This window comes from Clostridium sp. 1001271st1 H5, from assembly GCF_005845215.1.
Lineage (GTDB): Bacteria > Bacillota > Clostridia > Lachnospirales > Lachnospiraceae > Enterocloster.
The window spans coordinates 1-23,802 of record NZ_SPHO01000028.1 but is presented as its reverse complement, the minus strand read 5'-3'; the positions used below and the strand labels follow the sequence as shown (position 1 = coordinate 23,802).

Sequence of the window (23,802 nt, the reverse complement as noted above, 5' to 3'; positions counted from 1 at the left end):
TTGACAACAGAGGAAAAGCTAAAGCATTTCCAGGATATCTGTATGACGGATGCCAGAGAGCGCAGCGCCAGGATGCTGGATGACTATATGAACGCCCTGGAGACTGCCTTTGAGGAACATGCGGCTGACGCCAGAAGGCGGGCCGACATGCAGGTGGAGGCAGAGACAGAGAAGCTGGGACGTGAAATCAATAAACGGCTGTCCATCGGCCAGCTGGATTTAAAGAGGGAAGCCAGCCACAAGCAGGAGGAGCTTAAGGATAAGCTGTTCGTGGAACTAAGGGATAAACTGGCCAACTTCATGGAGACACAGGATTACCAGCGGCTTCTGGACCGCCAGGTAAAGGCTGCCAAGGAATTTGCGGGGGACGAGGAACTGGTTATTTATATGGACCCTTCGGACGCGGATAAGCTGCAGCGCATTGCCATGCATCACAACGCCACCATCAAGGTCAGCGAATATTCCTTTAACGGAGGCACCAGGGCTGTGCTTCCGGGCAAGCATATACTTATAGACAACTCATTCCAGACTAAGTTAAACGAGGCCCGCCATGAGTTTAAATTTGACTTGACAGGAGGTAGGCAAAGTGGCTAAGACAGGTGTGATTTACGGTATAAATGGTCCTGTCGTTTCCCTGCTGGGCGACTCAGGGTTCCAGATGAATGAGATGGTGCATGTGGGCCGGGAGAAGCTGGTGGGCGAGGTCATCGGACTTACTTCAGAAAAGACCACCATCCAGGTTTATGAGGAGACCAGCGGCATTAAGCCGGGCGAAATTGTAACAGGCACAGGAGCCCCTGTGTCCGTTACGCTGGCGCCGGGAATCCTGAGCAATATATTTGACGGAATTGAGCGTCCCTTAAGCGAAATCGCCAAGGGAAGCGGATACTATATCAGCCGCGGCATATCCGTGAGCAGTCTGGATACGGATAAAAAGTGGGATACCCACATGGTGGTGAAGGAAGGGGACAGAATCATGCCCGGCACCATCATTGCGGAGGTGCCGGAGACAAGGGCCATCACCCATAAGGTTATGGCGCCGCCGGACGTGGAAGGCTATGTTCTTACAGTGGTGCCGGACGGCCAGTATACAATCGAGGAGCCCCTTCTGACCCTTCAGCTCCTGGACGGCACCGAGAGGTCCCTGACCATGACCCAGAAATGGCCCATCCGCGTGGCCAGACCGTCTGCCCGCCGTTTTCCCGCCGTAAAGCCGCTGATTACAGGACAGCGTATCCTGGATACCATGTTTCCGCTTGCAAAGGGCGGTACGGCTGCCATTCCCGGCGGTTTCGGAACAGGCAAGACCATGACCCAGCATCAGGTGGCCAAGTGGTCGGATGCAGATGTTATTATCTACATCGGCTGCGGCGAGCGGGGCAACGAGATGACCCAGGTCCTGGAAGAATTCTCAGAGCTGATTGACCCTAAGACAGGGAATCCCCTGATGGACAGGACCACCCTGATTGCCAACACGTCCAACATGCCGGTGGCTGCCCGTGAAGCCAGCCTGTATTCCGGCCTTACCCTGGCGGAATATTACAGGGATATGGGCTACCATGTGGCCATTATGGCCGATTCCACTTCCAGATGGGCGGAGGCCCTCAGGGAGTTGTCAGGCCGTCTGGAGGAAATGCCTGCAGAGGAAGGGTTCCCGGCTTACCTGGCGTCCCGTCTGTCCGCTTTCTATGAGAGGGCAGGAATGATGCAGAATCTCAATGGGACCGAGGGCTCCGTGACCATCATCGGCGCCGTGTCCCCCCAGGGAGGCGATTTCTCCGAGCCCGTAACTATGAACACCAAGCGTTTTGTGCGCTGCTTCTGGGGACTGGATAAATCCCTGGCTTACGCCAGACATTTCCCGGCCATCCACTGGCTTACCAGCTATTCGGAGTATATAAACGACCTGTCGTCCTGGTACATGGACAATGTGGATAAGCGGTTTGTGGACGACCGGAACCGCCTGATGGCGCTGCTGGTGCAGGAGAGCAGCCTGATGGAAATTGTAAAGCTGATTGGCGCCGACGTACTGCCGGACGACCAGAAGCTGGTGCTTGAAATCGCAAAGGTCATCCGCCTGGGATTCCTGCAGCAGAATGCATTCCATAAGGATGATACATCCGTGCCTTTAACCAAGCAGTTTAAGATGATGGAAGTCATTCTTTACCTGTATAAAAAATCCCGCTCCCTTGTTTCCATGGGCATGCCTGTGTCCGTGCTGAAGGAGGAGAACATATTCGACAAAATCATATCCATCAAATACGATGTGCCCAATGACCATCTGGAAATGTTCGATGATTACATGAAGATGATTGATGATTTCTATGACAGGGTTGTGGAACGAAACGCATAAGGGAGGTCCATATGGCAATTGAATATTTAGGTTTAAGTGAAATCAATGGCCCTCTGGTGGTCCTGGAGGGCGTTCAGAATGCGGCTTATGATGAAATCGTGGAGATGACCGTGGCCGGGAATCTCCACAAGATAGGCCGAATTATTGAGATATACGGGGATAAGGCCATCATCCAGGTGTTTGAGGGCACGGACGGCATGGCCCTGCGCAACACCCATACAAGGCTTACGGGCCATCCCATGGAGATAGAAGTTTCCGAAGAGATGTTGGGTCGTACCTTTAACGGTATCGGCCAGCCCATTGACGGCCTGGGGGATATCATATCCGATGTAAAGCTGGATATCAACGGCAAGCCCCTTAATCCGGTGACACGCGAATACCCAAGAAACTATATCCGTACGGGAATCTCCGCCATTGACGGGCTTACCACCCTGATTCGCGGTCAGAAGCTTCCCATCTTTTCAGGAAACGGTCTTCCCCATGACCAGCTGGCTGCCCAGATTGTGCAGCAGGCGTCCCTGGGAGAGAATTCAGATGAGGAATTTGCCATTGTGTTCGGCGCCATGGGCGTGAAATACGATGTGGCTGATTTCTTCCGCCGCACCTTTGAGGAGAGCGGTGTGTCCGAGCATGTGGCCATGTTTATCAACCTGGCCAATGACCCTGTGGTGGAACGTCTCATCACCCCTAAAATCGCGCTGACCCTGGCCGAGTACCTGGCTTTTGAGAAGGGTATGCACATACTGGTTATATTGACGGACATGACTTCCTACGCAGAGGCCATGCGTGAGGTTTCCTCATCCAAGGGCGAGATTCCGTCCAGAAAGGGTTTCCCGGGCTATCTCTACAGCGACCTGGCCTCCCTCTATGAGAGAGCCGGCATTGTGGCCGGAAGACCTGGCTCCGTGACCCAGATTCCCATTCTCACCATGCCCAACGACGATATCACCCATCCCATCCCTGACCTGACGGGATATATCACCGAGGGCCAGATTGTTCTGGACCGGCAGCTAAACGGACAGAACATCTATCCGCCCATCAATGTGCTGCCGTCCCTGTCCAGGCTTATGAAGGACGGAATCGGCGAGGGCTATACCAGGGCCGACCACCAGGACGTGGCCAACCAGCTTTTCTCCTGCTATGCCAAGGTGGGGGACGCCAGGGCCCTGGCATCGGTTATCGGCGAAGATGAACTTTCACCCATTGACAAGAAATACCTGGAGTTCGGCAAGGCTTTTGAGGAGCATTTCATAGGCCAGGCCCCCCATGAGAACCGAACCATCCTGGACACCCTGGATATTGGCTGGAAGCTTCTGGGAATGCTGCCCAGGGAGGAACTGGACCGTATCGACACCAAGGTGCTTGACCAGTATTATAAACCTGCGGACACCATGAAGGAGTGATGTAAATGGATCCAAATACATTTCCCACCAAAGGCAACCTCATAGCGGCAAAGAATTCACTGGGCCTGGCCTATATGGGCTACGGGCTTATGGATAAAAAGAGGAACATCCTGATTCGGGAGCTGATGGAGCTGATTGACGAGGCAAAGGGAATCCAGTCCGAAATCGACAGTACCTTCCGGGAAGCCTATGCGGCCCTCCAGAAGGCCAATATTGAGCTGGGCATCAATTATGTCCAGGAGATAGGCGTATCCGTGCCGGTGGACGACCGGGTGAAAATCAAGGCCAGAAGCATTATGGGAACCGAGATCCCCCTGGTCCAGCATGAAGCCCGTCCCCTGGCCCTGACCTATGGTTTCTACAACACCACGGAGTCCCTGGACGAGGCCAGATACCATTTTGAGAAGGTAAAGGAGCTGACCATAAAGCTTTCCATGGTGGAGAACTCCGCCTACCGGCTGGCCAACTCCATCAAAAAGACCCAGAAACGGGCCAATGCCCTTAAGAACATCACCATTCCTCATTATGAGGACCTGAGCAAGTCCATTTCCAATGCGCTGGAGGAAAAGGAGAGGGAGGAATTTACCCGCCTCAAGGTAATCAAGCGCAATAAGGAGAAGGTATAGGAGGTTTTTATGTATACATTTGATGAGCTTGTGGGAATAATAGCAAAGCTGCGGTCGCCTGAGGGCTGTCCCTGGGACAGGGCACAGACCTTTGAGAGCCTGAAGAAATGCCTGGCTGACGAGACAGAGGAAGTATTCCAGGCCATAGACAACCAGGACATGGAAAACCTGTGCGAGGAACTGGGGGACGTGCTGCTCCAGGTTATCCTGAACAGCCGGATTGCAGAGGAGGAGGGCAGGTTCACCATTGACGATGTAATCGACGGTTTATGCCGGAAAATGGTCCGAAGACACCCCCACGTATTTGGCGATGTAAAGGTGAATTCCGTGGAGGAAGGGACCGCCCTCTGGAATCAGATAAAAATGCAGGAAAAAGCCAAAAAACCTTGACAAATCATAGTAAAACAGATATAAATGATTAAGTACACTATGACTTTAAAAAGTAACGATTCCGGGGCCTTTCCCGGACAATATCTAGGAGGAAAAATTGATGAACAAGACAGAATTGATTGCAGCAGTTGCTGAGAAGGCAGAGCTTTCCAAGAAGGACGCAGAGAAGGCAGTTAAGGCTTTCACTGACGCTGTATCTGAAGAGCTGGTTAAAGGCGGAAAAGTACAGTTAGTGGGCTTCGGAACCTTTGAAGTATCTGAGAGAGCTGCAAGAGAGGGAAGAAATCCCAAGACTGGTAAGACGATGACCATCGAGGCTTCCAAGACTCCGAAGTTCAAAGCTGGCAAGGCATTAAAGGATGAGGTTAATAAATAATCCATGAGATTGGACAAGTTTCTGAAAGTTTCCCGCCTTATCAAGCGCAGGACCGTTGCCAATGAGGCATGCGACGCAGGCCGTGTGCTGGTGAATGATAAGCCGGCAAAGGCGTCTGTCAGTGTGAAGACAGGTGATATCATCGAGATTCAGTTCGGAGCCAAGGCCGTTAAGGTGGAGGTTCTGGACGTACAGGAAACTGTGAAGAAGGATGAGGCCAAGGAACTTTACCGTTATATTTAGTAACAGTTACATCGGATGATTTAGCAGTTACAATATTTAAGATAAGTGGCATAGAATGGCCAACCTCCCCATATATTTAACATAGGTTAGATATACGGGGAGGTTTTTTGCATGGAAGAAAAGATTGGAAGCAATCGTCAGCATAAGCTTATATTACAGAACAGAGGCAAGGGAAACATCACAGGCATATGCGATGTGGTTTCCTTTGATGAAAATGCAGTTGTCCTGGACACGGATATGGGGCTGCTGACCATCAAGGGAAAGGAGCTTCACGTAAGCCGCCTTACCCTGGAAAAGGGAGAGGTGGACATAGAGGGAACCATAGACAGCATGGTCTACAGTTCCAACGAAGCCCTCAGAAAGTCCGGGGAATCCCTGTTCACCCGCCTGTTTAAGTAGGGGAGGCATTATGAGCAGCAGGATTCAGTATGAGGCCTGGCTGATGGTGCTCAGCCTGGTCACTGGCGGTTGGCTCATGCTGGCCTATGACACCCTCAGGGTGTTCCGCCTGGTTATCCGGCACGGCCCCTTCTGGACCGGGGTGGAAGATTTTTTGTATTGGCTCTATGCCGGGCTTGTGACCTTCATTCTCCTCTATGAGCAGAATGACGGCGTATTCAGGGCCTATGTCATAGGAGGGGTATTTGCAGGCATGATTCTGTATGACCGATTTATCAGCAGAATTTTCTTTAAGTGCTTGAAAAAGGCAGGCAAATGCCTTAGAATGATTATGAACAGGCACAGACAGAAGGCTGTCTGCAGCCCGGAAAAAGACGGAGCTGGTGATTGAGCAGATGAAATCCTACGGCAAATCAAGGCGTGTAAGGCGCGACAAATGGACGAACCGCATGGCCATCATGGGTATTACCCTGGTAGTCATGTTTTTGGCTGTGGCAATCAATATAAAGGGCGCTGACCTTAAGAAGTCGGACCTGGAGTACAGCATCCGGGAACAGAACCTGGAGCAGCAGAAGGCAGAGGAAGAAAAGCGGACCGCTGAACTGCAGGAATACAAGATTTACGTCAAGACCAAGCAGTATGCAGAGGAAGTGGCCAAGGAAAAGCTGGGACTTGTAAATCCGGATGAGATTCTGCTGAAGCCCACGGAGTGACACGCAGGCCTGTGGGGTGATGCGCATTTCCTTTCGTTGATGGCGAAAACAGGCGAACGATTTTTAAAAATCCATGCATGATACGACATATATTTCCCTCCTGGGTGCGTATACTGAAAGTTACGCGGATTAGGAGGGATTTTTGTGTTTATCAGAGAGCGGGAAGTTAAGGGAAGAACGGATGTAAATTATTATACGGCCAGGAGACTGGGGGATATGGCAGAGTCCCTGAACCAGCTGGCCAAGGCATTTGACGACGGTATAGAAAAAAACGGACAGCTGACAAAGGACGATGGTCTGGCTGCCATGCAGGCCAGCGCTGCCCTGGTGTGCGAGAGCTGCAGCAGGTGCAACCTGTATGCGGACAGCGAGAAGGAGGACAGCTATTACCTGTATTATCTTTTGCGGGCGTTTGAGCAGAAGGGCCATATTGATTTTGAGGACATGCCCCAGATGTTCCAGAGCGGCTGCCGGAAAAAGGAGGATTATCTGGCCCAGCTGAACCGGAGCCTGGGGCGGGCCACCATGAATCTGTCCTGGAAGAACCGGTTCCTGGAGAGCAGGGATGCGGTTATATCCCAGTTCAGGGAGCTGTCCGTGATACTGGAGGAGTTTTCCCACCAGATTGACCGTGCCAGGGATATTACGGATGAGTATGAATACATACTGAAAAAATATTTTAAGCGTTATCATGTTGCCCTGGGCAACCTTTTGCTGCTGGAGTATGAGAACGGGCAGAAGGAAGCATTTCTCACGGTCAGGACCACCAACGGCCGCTGCATCACTTCCAAGGATGCAGCCCTGATTATGGGGGAGGTTATGGGTGGGACAAGGTGGAGCCCTGCCAAGGACAGCCGCAGCATTATTACCAAACAGTATGAAACCGTGCGTTTTCTGGAGGAAGGCGGGTACCGCATGCTCTATGGCGCTTCCAGAATTCCAAAGAAGGGGGAGAAGTATTCCGGGGATAATTATACCTTCTGCGAGAGTCCCGGAAACCAGGTGGTCATGAGCCTTTCAGACGGCATGGGAAGCGGGGAGGCAGCGTCCAGGGAGAGCAAGCAGGTGGTGGAATTGACGGAGCAGCTGCTGGAAACCGGATTTTCACCAAGGGCTGCCCTTAAGCTGGTGAACACAGTACTTTTGCTGGCAGGACCGGAACAGCATCCGGCTACCCTGGACCTCAGCTGCATCGACCTGCACACCGGAGTGCTGGAGGCCATGAAACTGGGGGCTGTGCCAACCTTCATCATCGGGGAAGAGGGCGTGGAAATCATGGAGGCAGGGGAAGTTCCCATGGGAATACTCAATGGAGTGGAACCAGTGCTCATGTCCAGGAAGCTGTGGGAGGGCGACCGGATTGTCATGGTCAGCGACGGGGTGCTGGATGCGCTGCCGGGGGACGACAAGGAACAGGCTATGCAGCAGTATCTGGAGAGTGTGGAGGAGATGGGACCCCAGGAACTGGCGGACCAGGTTCTGGATTTTGCAGTGTCTTTTATTCCGGCACCAAGGGACGATATGACGGTCCTGGCAGCCGGAATCTGGAAAAGACGCTCATAATTTACAACCACAGGCTTGCAAGGAGGGACATTTGCGGGTATATTATAAGAAATAGACAGAGACAAACATGATTGGACACAGGAGAGACAGGTGGAAGGACTGGAGCACAGGGTCAGGGAGACCATAGAACAATATCATATGCTGGAGCCGGGGGACCGGGTCATTGCAGCAGTTTCAGGAGGGGCAGATTCCGTCTGCCTCTTAGCGTTGTTATGCGCATTCAGGGAACCGTGGCAAATGGGGCTCAGGGCCCTTCATGTCCATCACGGGCTCAGGGGGGAGGAAGCGGACCGGGATGCGGATTTTGTCATGTCATTGTGTGAAGGGTTTCATGTCCCCTGTCATATCCTAAAGGTAGATGTGCGCGGCTTTGCGGCTGCAAAGGGCATGTCTGAGGAGGAGGCGGGCCGTTATCTGCGCTATGAGGCTCTGGAGAAAGAGGCTGCGGGATGGGAAGGGGAGGACCGGACCGGGCCGGACGGCGGTCCGGCTGACGGCAGTACGGCTGACAGCAGTTTCCGCCCTGTAAAAATTGCTGTGGCCCACCACAGCGGGGACCAGGTGGAGACTATCCTTCACAATCTTTTCCGGGGGAGCGGTCTTTCCGGACTGCGTGGAATCGTCTACCGGAGGGGAAGGATTATCCGCCCCCTGCTGGACGCGGACCGGGCTTCCATCCTTAAGTGGCTGGAAAGCCGGGACCTGTCCTATGTGCAGGATTCCACCAATGATACCCTTCACTACACCCGGAACAGAATACGCAATCAGCTGCTGCCGGAGATAGAGCAGTATGTGAACCGGGGCGCCGCAGGCAATATCCTGCGTCTGGGACATCTGGCCTCCCAGGCTGATGAGTACCTGGAAAGCCAGGCAGATGCCTGGATTAAGGCCCATGTAAGGAAGGATTCCGGGGCATATATCCCGGCAGGGGCCTTTCTGGGGGAACCGGAGATTCTGCAGTCCTATGTGGTGATGTCCCTTCTCAAGGAATTGAGCGGGGCGTCCAGGGACCTGGGGCTGGTTCATGTGAGCCAGGTCATGGAGCTGGCCGGGCGGGCCGTTGGAAAGCAAGTGGATTTGCCCTACGGACTGGCTGCCATAAGGGAGTACGAGGGAATCTGGATGGGCAGGGGAGACCCTGTGGCAAAAGGTGAATGGGGCGACCTGCCTATCGTGGACATGGAGGTTTTTTCTCTGAAAAAAGGGATGGAATTTCCTAAAAATATGTATACGAAATGGTTTGACTGTGATAAAATAAAGGGTACGCCCGTGGTAAGAACCAGGCGTCCGGGGGACTATATTGTTCTGGCGGACAAAAGCCACAAGGCGCTTAATCGTTTTATGATTGATGAGAAGATACCCAGACAGATGCGGGATAAGATACCCCTTCTGGCAGATGGCAGCCATGTGATGTGGATTATAGGCTACCGCATCAGCGAGTATTACAAGATAGGACCGGATACAATCCGGGTGCTGCAGGCAGAGGCAGGCCAGACTGGAGAGAGAAAAGAATAGGCGAAACGGAGGATAAGGCAATGGCTGACAGGATTCGTGTTTTATTGACGGAAGAGGAAGTCGATAAAAGGATTAACGAAGTAGCGGCAAAAATCAGCGAGGATTATGCAGGAAAGCAGGTCCACATGATTTGCATATTAAAGGGCGGGGTATTCTTTACCTGCGAGCTGGCAAAGAGGATGACGGTTCCGGTGTCCCTGGACTTTATGTCCGTGTCCAGCTACGGCGGCGGCACTGTGTCCAGCGGCGTGGTCAGGATTGTAAAGGACCTGGATGAGTCCCTGGAAGGCAAGGATGTACTGATTGTGGAAGATATTATAGACTCTGGCCGTACATTGGCATATCTGATTGAGGTGTTGAAACAGAGAGGTCCAAAGAGCATCCATCTGTGCACACTTCTTGATAAGCCGGAGCGCAGGGTGAAGAAGCAGGTGAAGGTGGACTATACCTGCTTTACGATACCGGATGAATTTGTAGTGGGATATGGACTGGATTATGACCAGAAATACCGTAACCTGCCTTACATCGGAGTAGTAGAATTGGATGCAGAATAAGAAGGTCTAAGGAGGCAATTCGGTGAGACAGCAGCAGACATTTAGAGGATTTATATTTATACTCCTGATGCTGATTTTAATCGCCACCGCAGTGAGATTCCCTTACGCAAGGCAGGCGGATAAGGTTACAAATCAGGATTTTATCAAGATACTGGAGGATGGCCAGGCAGCAGACGTGAGCATCCACCAGAATCCGCAGACTCCCACGGGAGAAGTGGTGCTGACCCTTATGGACGGTCAGGTAAAGCGGCTTTATGTTTCAGATGTTAAGGACGCCCAAACGTTACTGGAAGCCCATGACATGGCTTATACGACCATGGATGTGCCCCAGGAGAACTATCTGGTGACCATCATTCTTCCCTTTATGCTGTCTATCGTGGTGGTAGTCATCATCATTATGGTCATGAACCGGAGCGCGGGAGGCGGAGGCGCCAACGCCAGGATGATGAATTTCGGCAAGAGCAGGGCCAGGATGAGCCGGGACAGCAAGGTTAATTTTTCCAATGTGGCCGGTCTGGTGGAAGAAAAGGAAGAACTGGAAGAGGTGGTGGATTTCCTTAAGAATCCGCAGAAGTATACCAGCGTGGGGGCCAGGATTCCAAAGGGCCTTCTTCTGGTGGGGCCTCCCGGAACAGGTAAGACATTGCTTGCCAAGGCGGTTGCCGGCGAGGCAGGCGTTCCGTTTTTCTCCATTTCGGGTTCTGATTTCGTGGAGATGTTCGTAGGCGTGGGCGCCTCCCGCGTCCGCGATTTGTTCGAGGAAGCCAAGAAGAATTCTCCCTGTATCGTGTTCATTGATGAGATTGACGCAGTGGCCCGCCGCAGAGGTACGGGCATGGGCGGCGGCCATGATGAAAGGGAGCAGACGCTGAACCAGCTGCTGGTTGAAATGGACGGCTTTGGCGTCAATGAAGGCATCATCGTCATGGCGGCTACCAACCGCGTGGATATCCTGGACCCGGCTATTCTGCGTCCGGGCCGTTTCGACAGAAAGGTGGCGGTGGGCCGGCCCGATGTGAAGGGCCGTGAGGAAATCCTTAAGGTTCATTCCAAGGAAAAGCCCCTCAGCGAGGATGTGGATTTACACCGGGTAGCCCAGACCACGTCAGGCTTCACAGGAGCTGACCTGGAAAACCTGATGAATGAGGCGGCCATTATATCCGCCAGGGATAACCGCAGGTTCATCAAGCAGAGCGATATAGACCGGGCCTTTGTAAAGGTGGGAATCGGCGCGGAGAAGAGAAGCAAGGTAATATCTGAGAAGGATAAGAAGATAACAGCCTACCACGAAGCGGGCCACGCCATCCTGTTCCATGTGCTTCCGGATGTGGGACCGGTGCACACCGTGTCCATCATCCCCACTGGAATCGGCGCAGCCGGCTATACCATGCCCCTGCCTGAAAAGGATGAGATGTTTAACACCAGGGGCCGTATGATGCAGAATATTATGGTGGATTTAGGCGGCCGGATTGCGGAGGAGCTGATATTTGACGATATCACCACCGGTGCATCCCAGGATATCAAGCAGGCCACCCAGATTGCCAGGGCCATGGTGACCCAGTACGGTATGTCTGAGAAGGTGGGCATGATTCAGTACGGCGGGGATGAGAATGAGGTATTCATCGGCCGGGACCTGGCCCACACCAAAACCTACGGCAATGAGGTGGCTGACACCATTGACAGCGAGGTTAAGCGAATCATTGACGAGTGCTATCAGAAGGCAAAGGACATCATCAGAGAGTATGACTACGTCCTCCATGCCTGCGCTGATTTGCTGATTGAGAAAGAGAAAATCAGCCAGACTGAGTTTGAGGCGCTGTTTACACCGGCGCAGTAGTATGGCCGGCCCGGGTTTTTAGGGCTGCAGATGAAGAAAAACAGCATTGGGAGGGGGAGAAAAGTGAAAAATCCCCCTCCCTTGTCTATATTGCTCATAAATGGCCTGGAAAATATTGCATCTTTGTGCACACTTTTTTTCATTCCTATGCTATTATAATAGACGTAACCCCCCCAATACATTATATAGTTTTTGCTACACCCCATAAGAAACGAAATACCTTCTCCTGAAAAGCCTGGCTACCCCGCCAGGCTTTTCACTTTGTGAGAAAACCATGGAAAAGGCGTAATGTTATCAAGATTTTTCTGATATTATTTTTCTTGTATATTTGAGAAAATTCAGATACAATAAAGGAACAGGATTATATAAGTATGAGCAAATTAGGAAAAGGATATAAAACGTGGAAAATAATATAAAGGGACGTATTAACAGGGATGCCCTTTTTTCCTCTGAGACAGAGGATTACCGCATGCCAATGGAACCGGACGCAGATGACGATGTGCTGCTTCGCATGCGGACAGCTAAGGGCAATGTGGAACATGTATATTACGTGGAGGATAAAGCCGAGGTGGAAATGACCAAGGCTATGTCCGATGATTTGTTTGATTATTATGAATATGAAATCACAGTAGGCACCGACCAGGTGCTTTATCACTTTAAAGTGGTATCTGAGCAGGATGTCTGTCTTTATAACCGACTGGGACCCACACAGGACGGTCAGCCATGTTTTGATTTTAAGATTACACCGGGTTTCCATACGCCGGAGTGGGCAAAGGGGGCGGTCATGTACCAGATATTCGTGGACCGTTTCTGCAATGGAGATGAGACAAACGATGTGGAATCATATGAGTATGTCTATATCGGCCGTCCGGTCCAGAAGGTAACGGAATGGGACCGGTACCCAGCTACCATGGATGTGGGTTACTTCTACGGAGGCGACCTTCAGGGAATATGGGATAAGCTGGATTACATCAAAGGACTGGGCGTGGAGGCCATATATCTGAATCCGGTATTTGTATCTCCCTCCAACCATAAGTACGACTGTCAGGATTATGAGCATATTGACCCGCATTTTACAAAAATTGTAAAGGATGGGGGGAATCTGGTCAGGCCGGATGCCGCGGATAACAAGGAGGTTGACCGGTATGTGCTGCGCAGCGCGGGCAAGGAGAATCTGGAGGCCAGCGATGCATTCTTTGCCCTGTTTGTGGAGGAAGTCCATAAACGGGGAATGCGGGTGATTCTGGACGGGGTATTCAATCACTGCGGCTCCTTTAACAAGTGGCTGGACGCCGAGGGAATCTATGAGCATTCCGGGGATTATGAGGCAGGCGCCTATGAGAGCAAGGCAAGCCCGTACCACAGCTTTTTCCAGTTCCATGACGACAGCGACGCTGCCTGGCCTTATAACCGGACATACGACGGATGGTGGGGGCACGATACCCTGCCCAAGTTAAACTATGAGAATTCCGAGAAGCTGGTGGAATATATACTGAATGTGGCCAGAAAGTGGGTTTCGCCGCCCTATTCCATTGACGGCTGGCGCCTGGACGTGGCTGCTGATTTAGGACACACCGCAGAGTATAACCACGAATTCTGGCGCAGGTTCCGTCAGGCTGTGAAGGAGGCGAATCCGGAGACCCTGATTCTGGCGGAGCACTACGGTGACCCGGCTTCCTGGCTGGAGGGCGACCAGTGGGATTCCATCATGAATTACGATGCCTTTATGGAACCGGTCACATGGTTCCTCACCGGCATGGAGAAGCACAGTGACAGTTATAACGGAGGCATATGGGGAGACGGGGAAGCATTTTTCAACGCCATGGGATACCATATGAGCCGTATGCAGACCAACACGGTGATGACGGCCATGAACCAGCTGTCCAACCATGACCATTCCCGTTTCCTTACCAGGACCAATCAGATGGTAGGCCGTATCCAGACTGCCGGACCGGAGAAGGCGGGGCAGAACATAAAGCCCTGTGTGTTCCGGGAAGCAGTGGTGATTCAGATGACCTGGCCGGGAGCCCCCACCCTTTACTATGGGGATGAGGCGGGCGTCTGCGGGTGGACGGACCCTGACAGCAGGCGCACTTATCCATGGGGAAAAGAGGACCTGGAGCTCATTGAGTTCCACCGCTATATGACCGGCATACACCGCAATATCCCTGTATTCAGAAAGGGTGCGGTTAAGCCGCTTCTGGCCGGATACCAGAAGATTGCATACGGGCGCATGTATGGGAAATATCAGGCTGTGGCGGTGATATCCAACTGTCCGGACAGCCAGACCATGGACATTCCGGTATGGCAGCTGGGCATTACCGACGACATGGTGCTGGGCAGGCCCATACTGACCACCGAGACAGGATATAATGCAGGCGTCATATTCTACCGTGTAAAGGACGGAACTCTGAAGCTGAACATGCCGCCTTACAGTGCAGCCGTGTTCGTATCACAGCCGGATGAGTTTTATCCTGTGGTGGGGTCCCGGTTCGCGGATGACGCGGCAGCGGCTGTGGAGAAGTAGGCGGGAAACGCACAGACAGATGATGTAAGACAGATGGATTTTGAATAGGAAAGAGCACCTTCCGGAGGCGGGGATTGTTCCGCGGGCGGGGAGGTGCTCTTTTTTTGCTGTGCAGAGGGTACCAAACTACCAGAGATTTCCCTCTTCATTAAAGGGCAGTTCCTGGGGCTGGCTGATGATTTCTATCTGCGGATTCTTCCGGGCGTCTTCCATCATGCTTTCGGATATCCATATCTCACCTATCTCCAGAGTATTGGGAATCCTCACCATACGGATATGATTTATATCCACTTCATTACAGGTTTTGATACAGGCAGCCATGGCAAAATAATCATTTTTAAGAATCATGGGAAGCCGTACGCAGTCAAATACAGTGGAGGTTATGGCATTGATGTAGCTTGCCTCCAGATTGGCCTTATCCACCAGACGCCGGGTGCAGGTATCTGCGCAGCCGGCTCCAATCATAATGCCGTGGCTTTTGTCCGACAGGTCCAGCACACATACCTTTTGTATGGTAAAATCACCGGAGGCATAGGGCGTGGCAAAGCGGGAAGAAACATTGGGGTCCTGGCCGTCGCCGCTGAAATTTTTTCCTATCTCGTCAATTACTAATACAGCGATGTCGTCAAAGAGAATGCGCGGCATCAATGAACGGGCCAGTACCAGAAGACCTGGCTCCTTTTCCGGTATTTCCTGAGGAGTCAATGCCTTTAACATATGTGTGCGGCTATAAGCGTTCTCCACAATGCCCAGACCGAATAAGACGTTGCAGTTTGCCAGGATGACATTGGCGAACATGGGAACGAGACGTCCCATATTCTTGAAACCGGACTGATGGCACAGGCTGGCCCCATACTGTTTGCCTAAACCAATGGTCATCATCTTCATGAGGCCGCTTTCATAGGAGCCTCTGAATGCAGTGTGGGGCTTGATTTTATTAATTACGATAATGCCGTCAGCCTCCCATGCATTCTTATCAATATGAACATCATGGCCTGCCGGGCTGGCTCCTATCCTGACTGTCTCCATGCTGGACTTAATGGGACAGCCAAGATAGCCGGATGTAATTCCGAATCCTTCCAATACTTCCAGCTGTCCCTGGGCAGTAGCCCCTCCGTGGCTTCCCATGGCCGGTATCACAAATGGATTCGCCCCGTGTTCCCTGACGATATCCACCACTGCTTTCAGAATCAGCTTGTGATTATGTATGCCGCGGCTTCCTGCTGTTATGGCTATGTTCATGCCTGGCTTAATGGCGGCTGCTATCTCCGGACGGCTAAGTTCCCTGCGCACCTCCAGTACCGGGTCCGCGATTTCGGATGGGTCGAACTTCTGGCGCACACGGGCCATTTTGGGTATCTTAACGTTGCCGATTACATTGTATAATGCAGAATCCATATTAGCTATCTCCTTTATTATGGTTATGAAGGAGGGCACGGCGGTCACAGGGCTTTTACTGATTTGCGTACGACCAGCTCGGCGCTGACTGACAGAGTAATGCCGTTATGGTCTTCATTTGAATTTAAGGAATCAATGATTAAATGACAGGCCCGCTGTCCCAGTAATCTGGCAGGCATGTCCATGGTGGTAAGAGGCGGATTGATGAGCCCGGAATAGGGGATATTATCAAATGATACGATTGAAATATCATCGGGTATCCCCAGCCCTCTTTCCTGCAGGCGCTGGATGATTCCATAAGCAATCAAATCATTGACTGCCATGATGGCAGTGTATTCTTTTCTTGCTCTCGCTTCCAGGAATTTGTCTGCCAGCTTATGGCCGGCTTCCATCTCATATAGTCCGGAATCCGCTTCGGATTCATACTGGACTGTCATTACATCATCTTCGGAAAATGAAAGGCCATTGTTCGCCAGGGCCAGTTTGTAGCCGTCCAGGGTCATAATTCGTGACTGACGGTTAAACGGAGTACTTAAAAATGCGATTGACCGGTGCCCCTGTGATATCAGGTACTCGGCAGCAGTGCGTCCGGCTCCCAGCATATCTGTCTTTGCGTTTATGACCTTGTCTGTGTCAGAGTAGTTGGATTCAAATATGCACACCTTCCCGCCGGTGGATACAAAATGCTCCACGGCCTGGGGAGAGTCGTCAATAGAAGAAATCATCAACCCTTTTACCCTGTTTTTTATAAGATTGTTAATCAGATTACGCTCGGTCTCCGGACTTCTCTGTGAACTGAATACCAATGGAAAATAATTATTTGCCATAGCCTCTTTCTCAATCCCTATGATTAGCTGGGTGTAGAACGGATTCTGGAAAGAGGGGATGATAATTCCTATGGAGGGATTGGTATTTGTCTTCAGCATGCGCCCAAGCAGGTTTGGCTCGTAGCCCAGCGTGTTTGCAGCATGCAGTACACGTTCCCTCTTGGCAGCGCTGACAGGATAATCGCTGCCGCTCAAAACACGGGAAACAGTAGAAACGGAAGTACCAGCAGCCTTTGCAACGTCGCCTATGGTAACATTATGGCTGGTATGATTCATACGATGTATCTCCTTTAAAATCAGATTATGAAAAAGCATATATATGTATGATAATACTTAAATGATAGAAAAGCAATAGAAAAAGAAGAAAATAATAGAAAATTAAGACAAGAATAAATGGAGATAGATAGAAAATCAACGTGAAAATGTTGAAAAATAAAGGTGAAAATAAAAATATTTGTAGAAATATTGACAGAAAACGTTTTCTATAATATAATGAGCTTACAAAACAAAAAACGGATATGAGAAAGCAGAGAGCATACGTGCATCACAGGATGACTGGGGTGCATATAACCACCATAATTATATTTTATTAAAAGGAGGACATGTAAGATGAGAAAAAGAACCAAGAGGATGGCAGGTCTGGCACTGGCAGTGATGATGGCTGCGGGAAGTATGACAGCCTGCGGCGGTCAGAAGGAGACGCCATCCACAGCAGCCCCTGCGGCAGCCGATACCAAGGAAGCCAAAGCGGAAGAAAGCAAGGCTGAGGATACCGCAAGTGAGGCGGCGGCAGGCGAAACACTTGAATTGTCCTGGTATCTGGGAGAGCCTGAAAGCCATGCGTGGAGCCAGGTTTCCTATGATATTGCAAAGGAGATTGAGGAAAGGACCAATGGAGCCCTTAAAATCAAAGTTTATCCGGGAGCCACTTTAGGCACACAGGCAGAGGCGCTGGATATGCTGCGTACAGGCTCTCTGGCTTTTGAGGTCACAGGTCCAAGCATCCTGGCATCCTTCTGCGACCAGGTCCAGGTATACTCGCTGCCCTATGCGTTTGACAATGTAAAACAGGCCTATGACTATTTTGCATCCGAAGGCTCGCAGAAAATGTACAATGAGACAGTCCTTAACGCAAGCGGTGTGCGGACATTGGATGTATGGTATTACGGGGACAGAAATCTGACAATCAAAGGCGTGGAGCCGATGAAACCGGATGATTTGTCAGGTCTTTCCGTCCGCTGTATGGACACGCCCATAGCCAAAACCGTGGTGGCTGCTCTGGGCGGCAATCCGGTCCCCATTAATATGAGTGAATTATACCTTTCACTGCAGACTGGCGTCGTGGTAGGAGAAGAAAACCCTGTTCCCACAATTATTGCCCAGAAGTTCTATGAAGTGCAGGATGCAATTGTTCTGACAAAGCATTCCGTCCATCTTGGTACGGTGGAGGTTTCGGAGCAGGTTTGGCAGAGTCTTACAGAGGAGCAGCGCCAGGTCATTACAGATGTGCTTGCGAAGTACCGCCCTATCATTGAGGAGAGAATCAATAAAGAGACAGAAGAAGGTCTGGAATTCCTTAAGGAACAGGGAATGAAGGTCATTGAACCGGATATTGAGGCATTTAAGGCCAACGCAGCCAAGGTGGTGGAGGAGAACTTCGGAAGTGATCCTCAATGGGCCGCGGCCATCAAGGACCTGAATGACTTTAAGGCCAATTGGAAGGAATAATGAAACCTGCTGACAGAGTGAAACAACGGAGGTAAGCATGAAGAAGCTATTGAAGGTATTTAACTCCCTGGAGGAGATTATAGCGGGCTCTTTATTTGGCGTCATGTGTATTACAATCCTGTGCCAGATGTTCTCCCGTATCTTTCTGAAGAAAGCGCTGCTGTTTTCGGAAGAAATATCCCGCTTTTGTTACATATGGGTCGTATTCCTGTGCATTTCCCTGGGAGAGAAGAAATTTGAGCATTTCAATGTTGAGGTCTTTCTTTCATTTGTTAAGGGAGTACCAAACCAGCTCCTCCGGACACTTACAAGCCTGTTCTGCTTTGGAATTCACGCTTACCTGCTGTACTGGTCCGTTCAGTTTTTTGAATTTCAGAAGGTGGTAAAATCCGCTGCCATGGAAATCCCCATGTCAGTGGTGGCGGCGGGAATGGTCCTGGGTTTTTTCCTGGGCTCCATCCGCTGTCTGGTAAATGCCGTAAACAGTGTCCGGAAAATTGGAAATCTGAATGGAAAGGAGGAGTAGGAGTATATGGAGCCGATTAAAGTATTCTTTCTGGTGTTCCTGATTCTGATGGTTATGAGAGCGCCTATGTATCTGTGTCTTTTAGGGTCTTCCCTGCTGTACATTTATCTGACGCCCCAGCTGTCCATGATGACGGCTATGAATAAGATGATGAATGCGCCTAATTCCTTTACACTCCTGGCTGTTCCTTTCTTTATCTTTGCCGGGCAGGTCATGAACAACGGGGGTGTCACGGACCGTATATTTGGTTTTGCCAAGAAGATGATTGGCCATTGGAGCGGCGGACTTGCATATGTGAACGTTCTGTCCAGCCTGATATTCTCCGGTATCAGCGGTTCCGCCCTGGCGGATGTGGGCGGGCTGGGAATGATTGAAATCAAAGCAATGAGGGATGAGAAATATGATGACGACCTGACACTTGGCGTTACAGGCGCCTCGAGCACCGTGGGTCCAATCATACCGCCCAGTATTCCGTTCGTTATATATGGAGCAATGGCAAATGTGTCAATTGGAGCCCTTTTTATGGCAGGTCTTGGCCCTGGCGTTGTCCTGTGTATTGTTTTATGTATCTATATATATATTATCGCCAGAAAGAGAAAATATCCCAGACATGCAAAGGCATCCGGACGTGAAAAATGGAAGGCATTTCTGGAAGCCCTTCCGGCCCTGATGTTCCCGGCCATTATGTTGGGAGGAATATGGACAGGCTGGTTTACGCCTACTGAATCAGCTATGTTCAGCGTGCTGTATGGCACAATCGTATCCTGCTTTGTGTACAGGGAAATGGATATACGCAAGCTTCCGTCTCTGGCAGTGGCCACGGTCCGTCAGGTAGGACCATCCATTGCAGTAGTGGTAGGGGCGTCCCTTTTTGCCTGGGTTATGACCTATGAGCAGATTGATAAGGTAGTGGTGGAGCTGATTCTTTCGGTTACATCCAACCGCTATGTCATCCTGCTGCTGGTTAACCTTATCCTGCTGGTTTTGGGGATGTTTATTGAAGTGGTAGCGGCAATCATGATTATGCTGCCCATTCTGACTCCTTTAATGGCTATTGCAAATATCAGCCCTATCCATATGGGCGTGATTCTGGTGCTGAACATGATGATTGGACTGCTGACTCCGCCGGTAGGAATGTCTCTGTATATGCTCTCATCGGCATCCAAGCGTTCCTTTGGCGACGTGGTAAAAATGGTATCGCCCTGGCTCATTCCGCTGTTCATCGCCCTGACCATGGTGACCTATATTGAGCCCATTACCATGTTCCTGCCCGGACTGTTTGGTTACGTATAATATAACAAGCATTATGATAAAGAATATTTAGATTATGGAGGGAAATATAAATGAAAGCAAAAGTTGGCGTGGTTGGAGCCGGAACCTATGGCAGTGTTCTTATTAACGCATACTATGGTGCGCATAAGAGGGGAGAGATTGAATTTGCAGCAGTTGCAGATATCAACCCGGATACGCTCAAATCCATGAATGAAAAGTATGGCATTAAAGGGTACACAGATTATAGGGAAATGTTTGATAAAGAGGGGCTGGATGCAGTGGCGGTGGTCACACCGGATTATCTCCATGAGGAGGTGGTTCTGGAAGCAGCTAAAAGAAAGATTCATATTCTGGCCCAGAAACCTCTATCTACGGATATTGAACAGGGTAAGCGGATGATACAGGCGGCAAAGGACAATAATGTCATGCTTTATGTGGATTTCCATAAGCGCTTTGACCCGGCCCATATCCAGCTGCGGAATGCGATTAAGGAAGGCAGGCTGGGAGAAATAGAATATGGCTATGTGTGTATGGAGGACAAGATTCTGGTTCCTTCGGTCTGGTTTAAAAACTGGGCGCAGAACAGTTCGCCGGCCTGGTTTATCGGCATCCATTTCTTCGACCTGATATACTGGCTTTTGGGCGAAAAACCAGTGCGGGTATATGCCTCCGGAATCAAGAAAAAACTTACATCCATGGGCATTGATACATATGATTCCCTTCAGTCCAAGTTTGAATTTGCAAGCGGGACCAGCATTACGGTGGATGCATCCTGGATACTTCCAAACAGCTTTTCATCCATTGTGAACCAGCAGATTCGTCTGGTGGGCACAGAAGGATTCCAGGAAGTAGACAGCCAGGACAGGGGCGTTGTGGCCGCATATAATGCTGACAGTTACAGCCATGTGGTGAATCCCTATGGAAACATGATGATAGATGACCCGGTGGCGGGTCCGGTACCTTCCGGGTATTGCATTGAGTCCATGCTGTTTTTCCTTCAGCTGGTGAACCGCATGAAGGAGGGAACTACCCTGGAAGAACTGGAAGGACTGTATCCCACAGGAGAAGAAGCAATTGTGTCCACTATAATGTGTCAGTATGCCCATATGAGCGCTGAGGCAGGCAGGATATTAGAGATTGAATATTAATATCTGCAATGAAAAGTTCGGATTAAAGGAGAAGGGTTGATTATGAACATTAATATTTCTAGAACATCAAGTGAGATGGCACAAAGAGCAGCAGCATGCGCGGCACAGGCAATCAACCGTACCATTGCACAAAACGGGGAGGCCAGAATTCTCCTGTCCACAGGAGAGTCCCAGATAGAGTCAATCAGATATCTGACGGAGATGGAAGTGGAGTGGGATAAGGTGGTCATGTTCCATCTGGATGAATACATCAATCTTCCGGAGACGCATAAGGCCAGTTTCCGCAAGTATCTGAAGGAACGCTTTATACAGGTTGTTAACCCCAAGAAGGCATATCTTGTAAACGGCGAGGGCAATGTGGAGGAAAATATTGCTGTTCTGACAGAAGAACTGGGAAAGGCACCTATCGATGTTGCTCTGGTAGGAATCGGAGAAAATGCACATATTGCATTTAATGACCCTCCTGCTGATTTTGAAACGGACCGGGCCTATATCATTGTAAATCTGGACCAGAAGTGTAAGCAGCAGCAGGTAAATGAAGGGTGGTTCCCGACTCTGGATGATGTGCCGGCCCAGGCTATATCCATGACCGTACCCCAGATATTGAAGAGCCGCACCATTGTTACCATTGTACCCGGTATACGCAAGAGTGATGCGATTCAGAAGGCATTGTCAGCAGAAGCAGTGTCTAACCTGGTTCCGGCAACTATACTGAAAACGCATCCTGACTGGAATCTGTTTCTGGATGGTGATTCGGCTTCCAAGGTCATTCCGCAGGTGTAAAGAAATAGGAGAAGGCCATGAAGACTGCAATAATCAATGGAAGATTAATAACGCCTCACAGAATGATGGAGCAGGCCAGTCTTGTTATGGAAGACGGAGTCATAACAGGTATTGTCAAGGAGAGGAGGCCTGAGGCAGACTGCTATATTGATGCTGAAGGGGCGTATGTGGGTCCGGGATTTATAGATATCCATACTCATGGCGGAGGAGGATATGATTTTATGGATGGTACCCCGGAGGCAATCATCCGGGCATGCAGGGCCCATCTGGTTCATGGAACCACATCCATATGCCCCACTACCCTGACTTGTACGGACGAGGAACTGCTGGCTTTCTTTGAATGCTACCGTGAAGCTAAAAAGCAGATGAAGGATGGACCGGAGCTTCTGGGCATCCATCTGGAGGGCCCCTATTTTTCACTGGAACAGAGGGGGGCACAGGACCCCCAATACATAAAGATACCTGCACAAGACGACTACAGAAAGCTGCTGGATGCATCGGATGATATCATCCGCATGTCGGCGGCGCCGGAGCTGGAAGGAGCCATGGAACTGGCGGATGAACTGAAGGCCAGGGGAATTCTGGCATCAATTGGTCATTCAGATGCAACCTATGAGGATGTCATAAAGGCATGGGAACGAGGTTATACCCATGTGACTCATCTGTATTCAGGAATGTCCACCATCCGCAGAATCAACGCGTTCCGCCACCTGGGAGTGATTGAAAGCGCCTACCTGATAGACGGAATGACCGTGGAAATTATAGCGGACGGCAAACATCTGCCGCCGGAACTGCTTAGATTTATTGTAAAGATGAAGCCCATTGAGGATATCTGCCTTGTCACTGATTCCATGAGAGGGGCAGGTATGAGCGATGGTGAACATGTACTGCTGGGAAGCCTGGCCCACGGACAGGAATGTATCATTGATGACGGTGTGGCGGTGCTGCCGGACCGAAGCGCTTTTGCAGGAAGCGTCTGTACCGCAGACCGGTGTGTCCGCACCATGTATCATCAGGCAGAGGTACGTCTGGTGGATGCAGTGCGCATGATGACATATAATCCGGCAAAGGTTCTCGGTATCCAGGACAGAAAGGGAAGCCTTTCAGTTGGAATGGATGGAGACGTCGTCATATTTGATGATGATATCAGAATTCAGGAAGTGCTGGTTAAAGGAAAGAAAGCCGTAAGTTAAAACGCATGAAAAAGCCCCGGAAATATATTCCAGGGCTTTTTCGTACATGCGGGTGGCCGGACTTGAACCGGCACGGTATCGCTACCGAGGGATTTTAAGTCCCTTGTGTCTGCCTATTCCACCACACCCGCATAAAGTACTCACAGGTACTCTTTAGTACGTGCCAGGGCTGAAAACCAGGACCTTTACGTGCACTGCACTGATGTCCTTAAGCTAATCTAATGGCACGCTAGTGGGCGAAGGTGGATTCGAACCACCGAAGCTATTAGCAGCAGATTTACAGTCTGTCCCCTTTGGCCACTCGGGAATTCGCCCAGATATTGCTTTGATAAGCAGTGATTATAATACCACAGACTTTGAAAAAAATCAAGTATTTTGTGAACATTTATCACCCGTTTATTGCCCGTATACCGGCTGTTTCCGGCATA

At 50.5% G+C, this 23,802-nt stretch carries 23 protein-coding genes and 2 tRNA genes; 21 read left to right on the top strand and 4 right to left on the bottom strand.

Annotated elements, in window-relative coordinates; translation table 11 throughout:
• The 15 genes from FGS84_RS27230 to FGS84_RS27160 all read left to right on the top strand — a co-directional run bounded on the left by FGS84_RS27230 (position 1) and on the right by FGS84_RS27160 (position 14,499).
• Complete coding sequence (locus tag FGS84_RS27230; protein ID WP_138311337.1) at positions 1–594, top strand: V-type ATP synthase subunit E; 594 nt, start codon at positions 1–3, stop codon at positions 592–594.
• Positions 587–2,353, top strand: a complete 1,767-nt coding sequence (locus FGS84_RS27225; RefSeq protein WP_138311336.1) for a V-type ATP synthase subunit A — start codon at positions 587–589, stop codon at positions 2,351–2,353. Before FGS84_RS27230 ends, FGS84_RS27225 begins: the two co-directional genes overlap by 8 nt.
• 11 nt (positions 2,354–2,364) lie before the next feature.
• Positions 2,365–3,756: a V-type ATP synthase subunit B gene (locus FGS84_RS27220; RefSeq protein ID WP_138311335.1), complete on the top strand. Its 1,392-nt coding sequence runs from the start codon at positions 2,365–2,367 to the stop codon at positions 3,754–3,756.
• A 5-nt stretch (positions 3,757–3,761) separates the two neighbouring features.
• Entirely contained in the window at positions 3,762–4,382 is a 621-nt protein-coding gene (locus tag FGS84_RS27215) for a V-type ATP synthase subunit D (RefSeq protein WP_138311334.1), read from the top strand.
• Between the two features lie 9 nt (positions 4,383–4,391).
• Complete coding sequence (locus tag FGS84_RS27210) at positions 4,392–4,772, top strand: MazG family protein (RefSeq protein WP_138311333.1); 381 nt, start codon at positions 4,392–4,394, stop codon at positions 4,770–4,772.
• Between the two features lie 100 nt (positions 4,773–4,872).
• Complete coding sequence (locus FGS84_RS27205; protein WP_002566401.1) at positions 4,873–5,148, top strand: HU family DNA-binding protein; 276 nt, start codon at positions 4,873–4,875, stop codon at positions 5,146–5,148.
• A gap of 3 nt (positions 5,149–5,151) precedes the next feature.
• Entirely contained in the window at positions 5,152–5,391 is a 240-nt protein-coding gene (locus FGS84_RS27200; RefSeq protein WP_002566400.1) for an RNA-binding S4 domain-containing protein, read from the top strand.
• 111 nt (positions 5,392–5,502) lie between these two features.
• A complete protein-coding gene (gene yabP, locus FGS84_RS27195) occupies positions 5,503–5,790 on the top strand; it encodes a sporulation protein YabP (protein WP_002566399.1) in 288 nt (95 codons plus the stop codon).
• A gap of 10 nt (positions 5,791–5,800) precedes the next feature.
• The gene (yabQ, locus tag FGS84_RS27190; protein WP_138311332.1) at positions 5,801–6,181 is read left to right on the top strand and encodes a spore cortex biosynthesis protein YabQ; all 381 of its coding nucleotides are present in this window, start codon (positions 5,801–5,803) and stop codon (positions 6,179–6,181) included.
• A 4-nt stretch (positions 6,182–6,185) separates the two neighbouring features.
• Positions 6,186–6,503 (top strand): septum formation initiator family protein, encoded by a 318-nt coding sequence (locus FGS84_RS27185; RefSeq protein ID WP_138311370.1) that lies wholly within the window; start codon positions 6,186–6,188, stop codon positions 6,501–6,503.
• A gap of 144 nt (positions 6,504–6,647) precedes the next feature.
• On the top strand, positions 6,648–8,066 hold the full coding sequence (locus tag FGS84_RS27180) for a SpoIIE family protein phosphatase (protein WP_138311331.1): 1,419 nt from the start codon (positions 6,648–6,650) through the stop codon (positions 8,064–8,066).
• Positions 8,067–8,156: 90 nt separating this feature from the next.
• Entirely contained in the window at positions 8,157–9,581 is a 1,425-nt protein-coding gene (gene tilS / locus FGS84_RS27175; protein WP_138311330.1) for a tRNA lysidine(34) synthetase TilS, read from the top strand.
• A 20-nt stretch (positions 9,582–9,601) separates the two neighbouring features.
• The gene (hpt, locus tag FGS84_RS27170) at positions 9,602–10,135 is read left to right on the top strand and encodes a hypoxanthine phosphoribosyltransferase (protein ID WP_002566394.1); all 534 of its coding nucleotides are present in this window, start codon (positions 9,602–9,604) and stop codon (positions 10,133–10,135) included.
• Between the two features lie 22 nt (positions 10,136–10,157).
• Entirely contained in the window at positions 10,158–11,972 is a 1,815-nt protein-coding gene (gene ftsH, locus FGS84_RS27165; RefSeq protein ID WP_138311329.1) for an ATP-dependent zinc metalloprotease FtsH, read from the top strand.
• A gap of 400 nt (positions 11,973–12,372) precedes the next feature.
• Positions 12,373–14,499 carry a glycoside hydrolase family 13 protein gene (locus FGS84_RS27160; protein ID WP_138311328.1) on the top strand — a complete coding sequence of 709 codons (2,127 nt, stop codon included), beginning with the start codon at positions 12,373–12,375 and terminating at the stop codon, positions 14,497–14,499.
• Between the two features lie 126 nt (positions 14,500–14,625).
• Here the strand turns inward: FGS84_RS27160 and FGS84_RS27155 are convergent, their stop codons facing one another.
• Both FGS84_RS27155 and FGS84_RS27150 read right to left on the bottom strand, forming a co-directional pair.
• Positions 14,626–15,897: a DUF362 domain-containing protein gene (locus FGS84_RS27155; RefSeq protein WP_138311327.1), complete on the bottom strand. Its 1,272-nt coding sequence runs from the start codon at positions 15,895–15,897 to the stop codon at positions 14,626–14,628.
• A 44-nt stretch (positions 15,898–15,941) separates the two neighbouring features.
• Positions 15,942–17,000, bottom strand: coding sequence for a LacI family DNA-binding transcriptional regulator (locus FGS84_RS27150; protein WP_138311326.1), 1,059 nt, complete (start codon positions 16,998–17,000; stop codon positions 15,942–15,944).
• A 333-nt stretch (positions 17,001–17,333) separates the two neighbouring features.
• On the opposite strand from FGS84_RS27150, the gene FGS84_RS27145 reads away from it, so the two are divergent.
• From FGS84_RS27145 to nagA, 6 genes are read left to right on the top strand one after another with little or no spacing between them, the layout of a single operon-like run.
• Complete coding sequence (locus tag FGS84_RS27145; RefSeq protein ID WP_138311325.1) at positions 17,334–18,452, top strand: TRAP transporter substrate-binding protein; 1,119 nt, start codon at positions 17,334–17,336, stop codon at positions 18,450–18,452.
• Positions 18,453–18,489: 37 nt separating this feature from the next.
• Positions 18,490–18,978, top strand: a complete 489-nt coding sequence (locus FGS84_RS27140) for a TRAP transporter small permease (RefSeq protein WP_138311324.1) — start codon at positions 18,490–18,492, stop codon at positions 18,976–18,978.
• A gap of 6 nt (positions 18,979–18,984) precedes the next feature.
• Positions 18,985–20,271: a TRAP transporter large permease gene (locus FGS84_RS27135; protein ID WP_138311323.1), complete on the top strand. Its 1,287-nt coding sequence runs from the start codon at positions 18,985–18,987 to the stop codon at positions 20,269–20,271.
• A gap of 50 nt (positions 20,272–20,321) precedes the next feature.
• Positions 20,322–21,398, top strand: coding sequence for a Gfo/Idh/MocA family oxidoreductase (locus FGS84_RS27130; RefSeq protein WP_138311322.1), 1,077 nt, complete (start codon positions 20,322–20,324; stop codon positions 21,396–21,398).
• 42 nt (positions 21,399–21,440) lie between these two features.
• Positions 21,441–22,181: a 6-phosphogluconolactonase gene (locus FGS84_RS27125; RefSeq protein ID WP_138311321.1), complete on the top strand. Its 741-nt coding sequence runs from the start codon at positions 21,441–21,443 to the stop codon at positions 22,179–22,181.
• 17 nt (positions 22,182–22,198) lie between these two features.
• Positions 22,199–23,374 (top strand): N-acetylglucosamine-6-phosphate deacetylase, encoded by a 1,176-nt coding sequence (gene nagA / locus FGS84_RS27120; protein WP_138311320.1) that lies wholly within the window; start codon positions 22,199–22,201, stop codon positions 23,372–23,374.
• Positions 23,375–23,421: 47 nt separating this feature from the next.
• Here nagA and FGS84_RS27115 read toward each other — a convergent pair.
• Together FGS84_RS27115 and FGS84_RS27110 are read right to left on the bottom strand one after the other, a co-directional pair.
• Positions 23,422–23,505, bottom strand: a tRNA-Leu gene (locus tag FGS84_RS27115).
• A 102-nt stretch (positions 23,506–23,607) separates the two neighbouring features.
• Positions 23,608–23,689: transfer RNA gene (locus FGS84_RS27110), tRNA-Tyr, on the bottom strand.
• Positions 23,690–23,802: the final 113 nt, after the last annotated feature.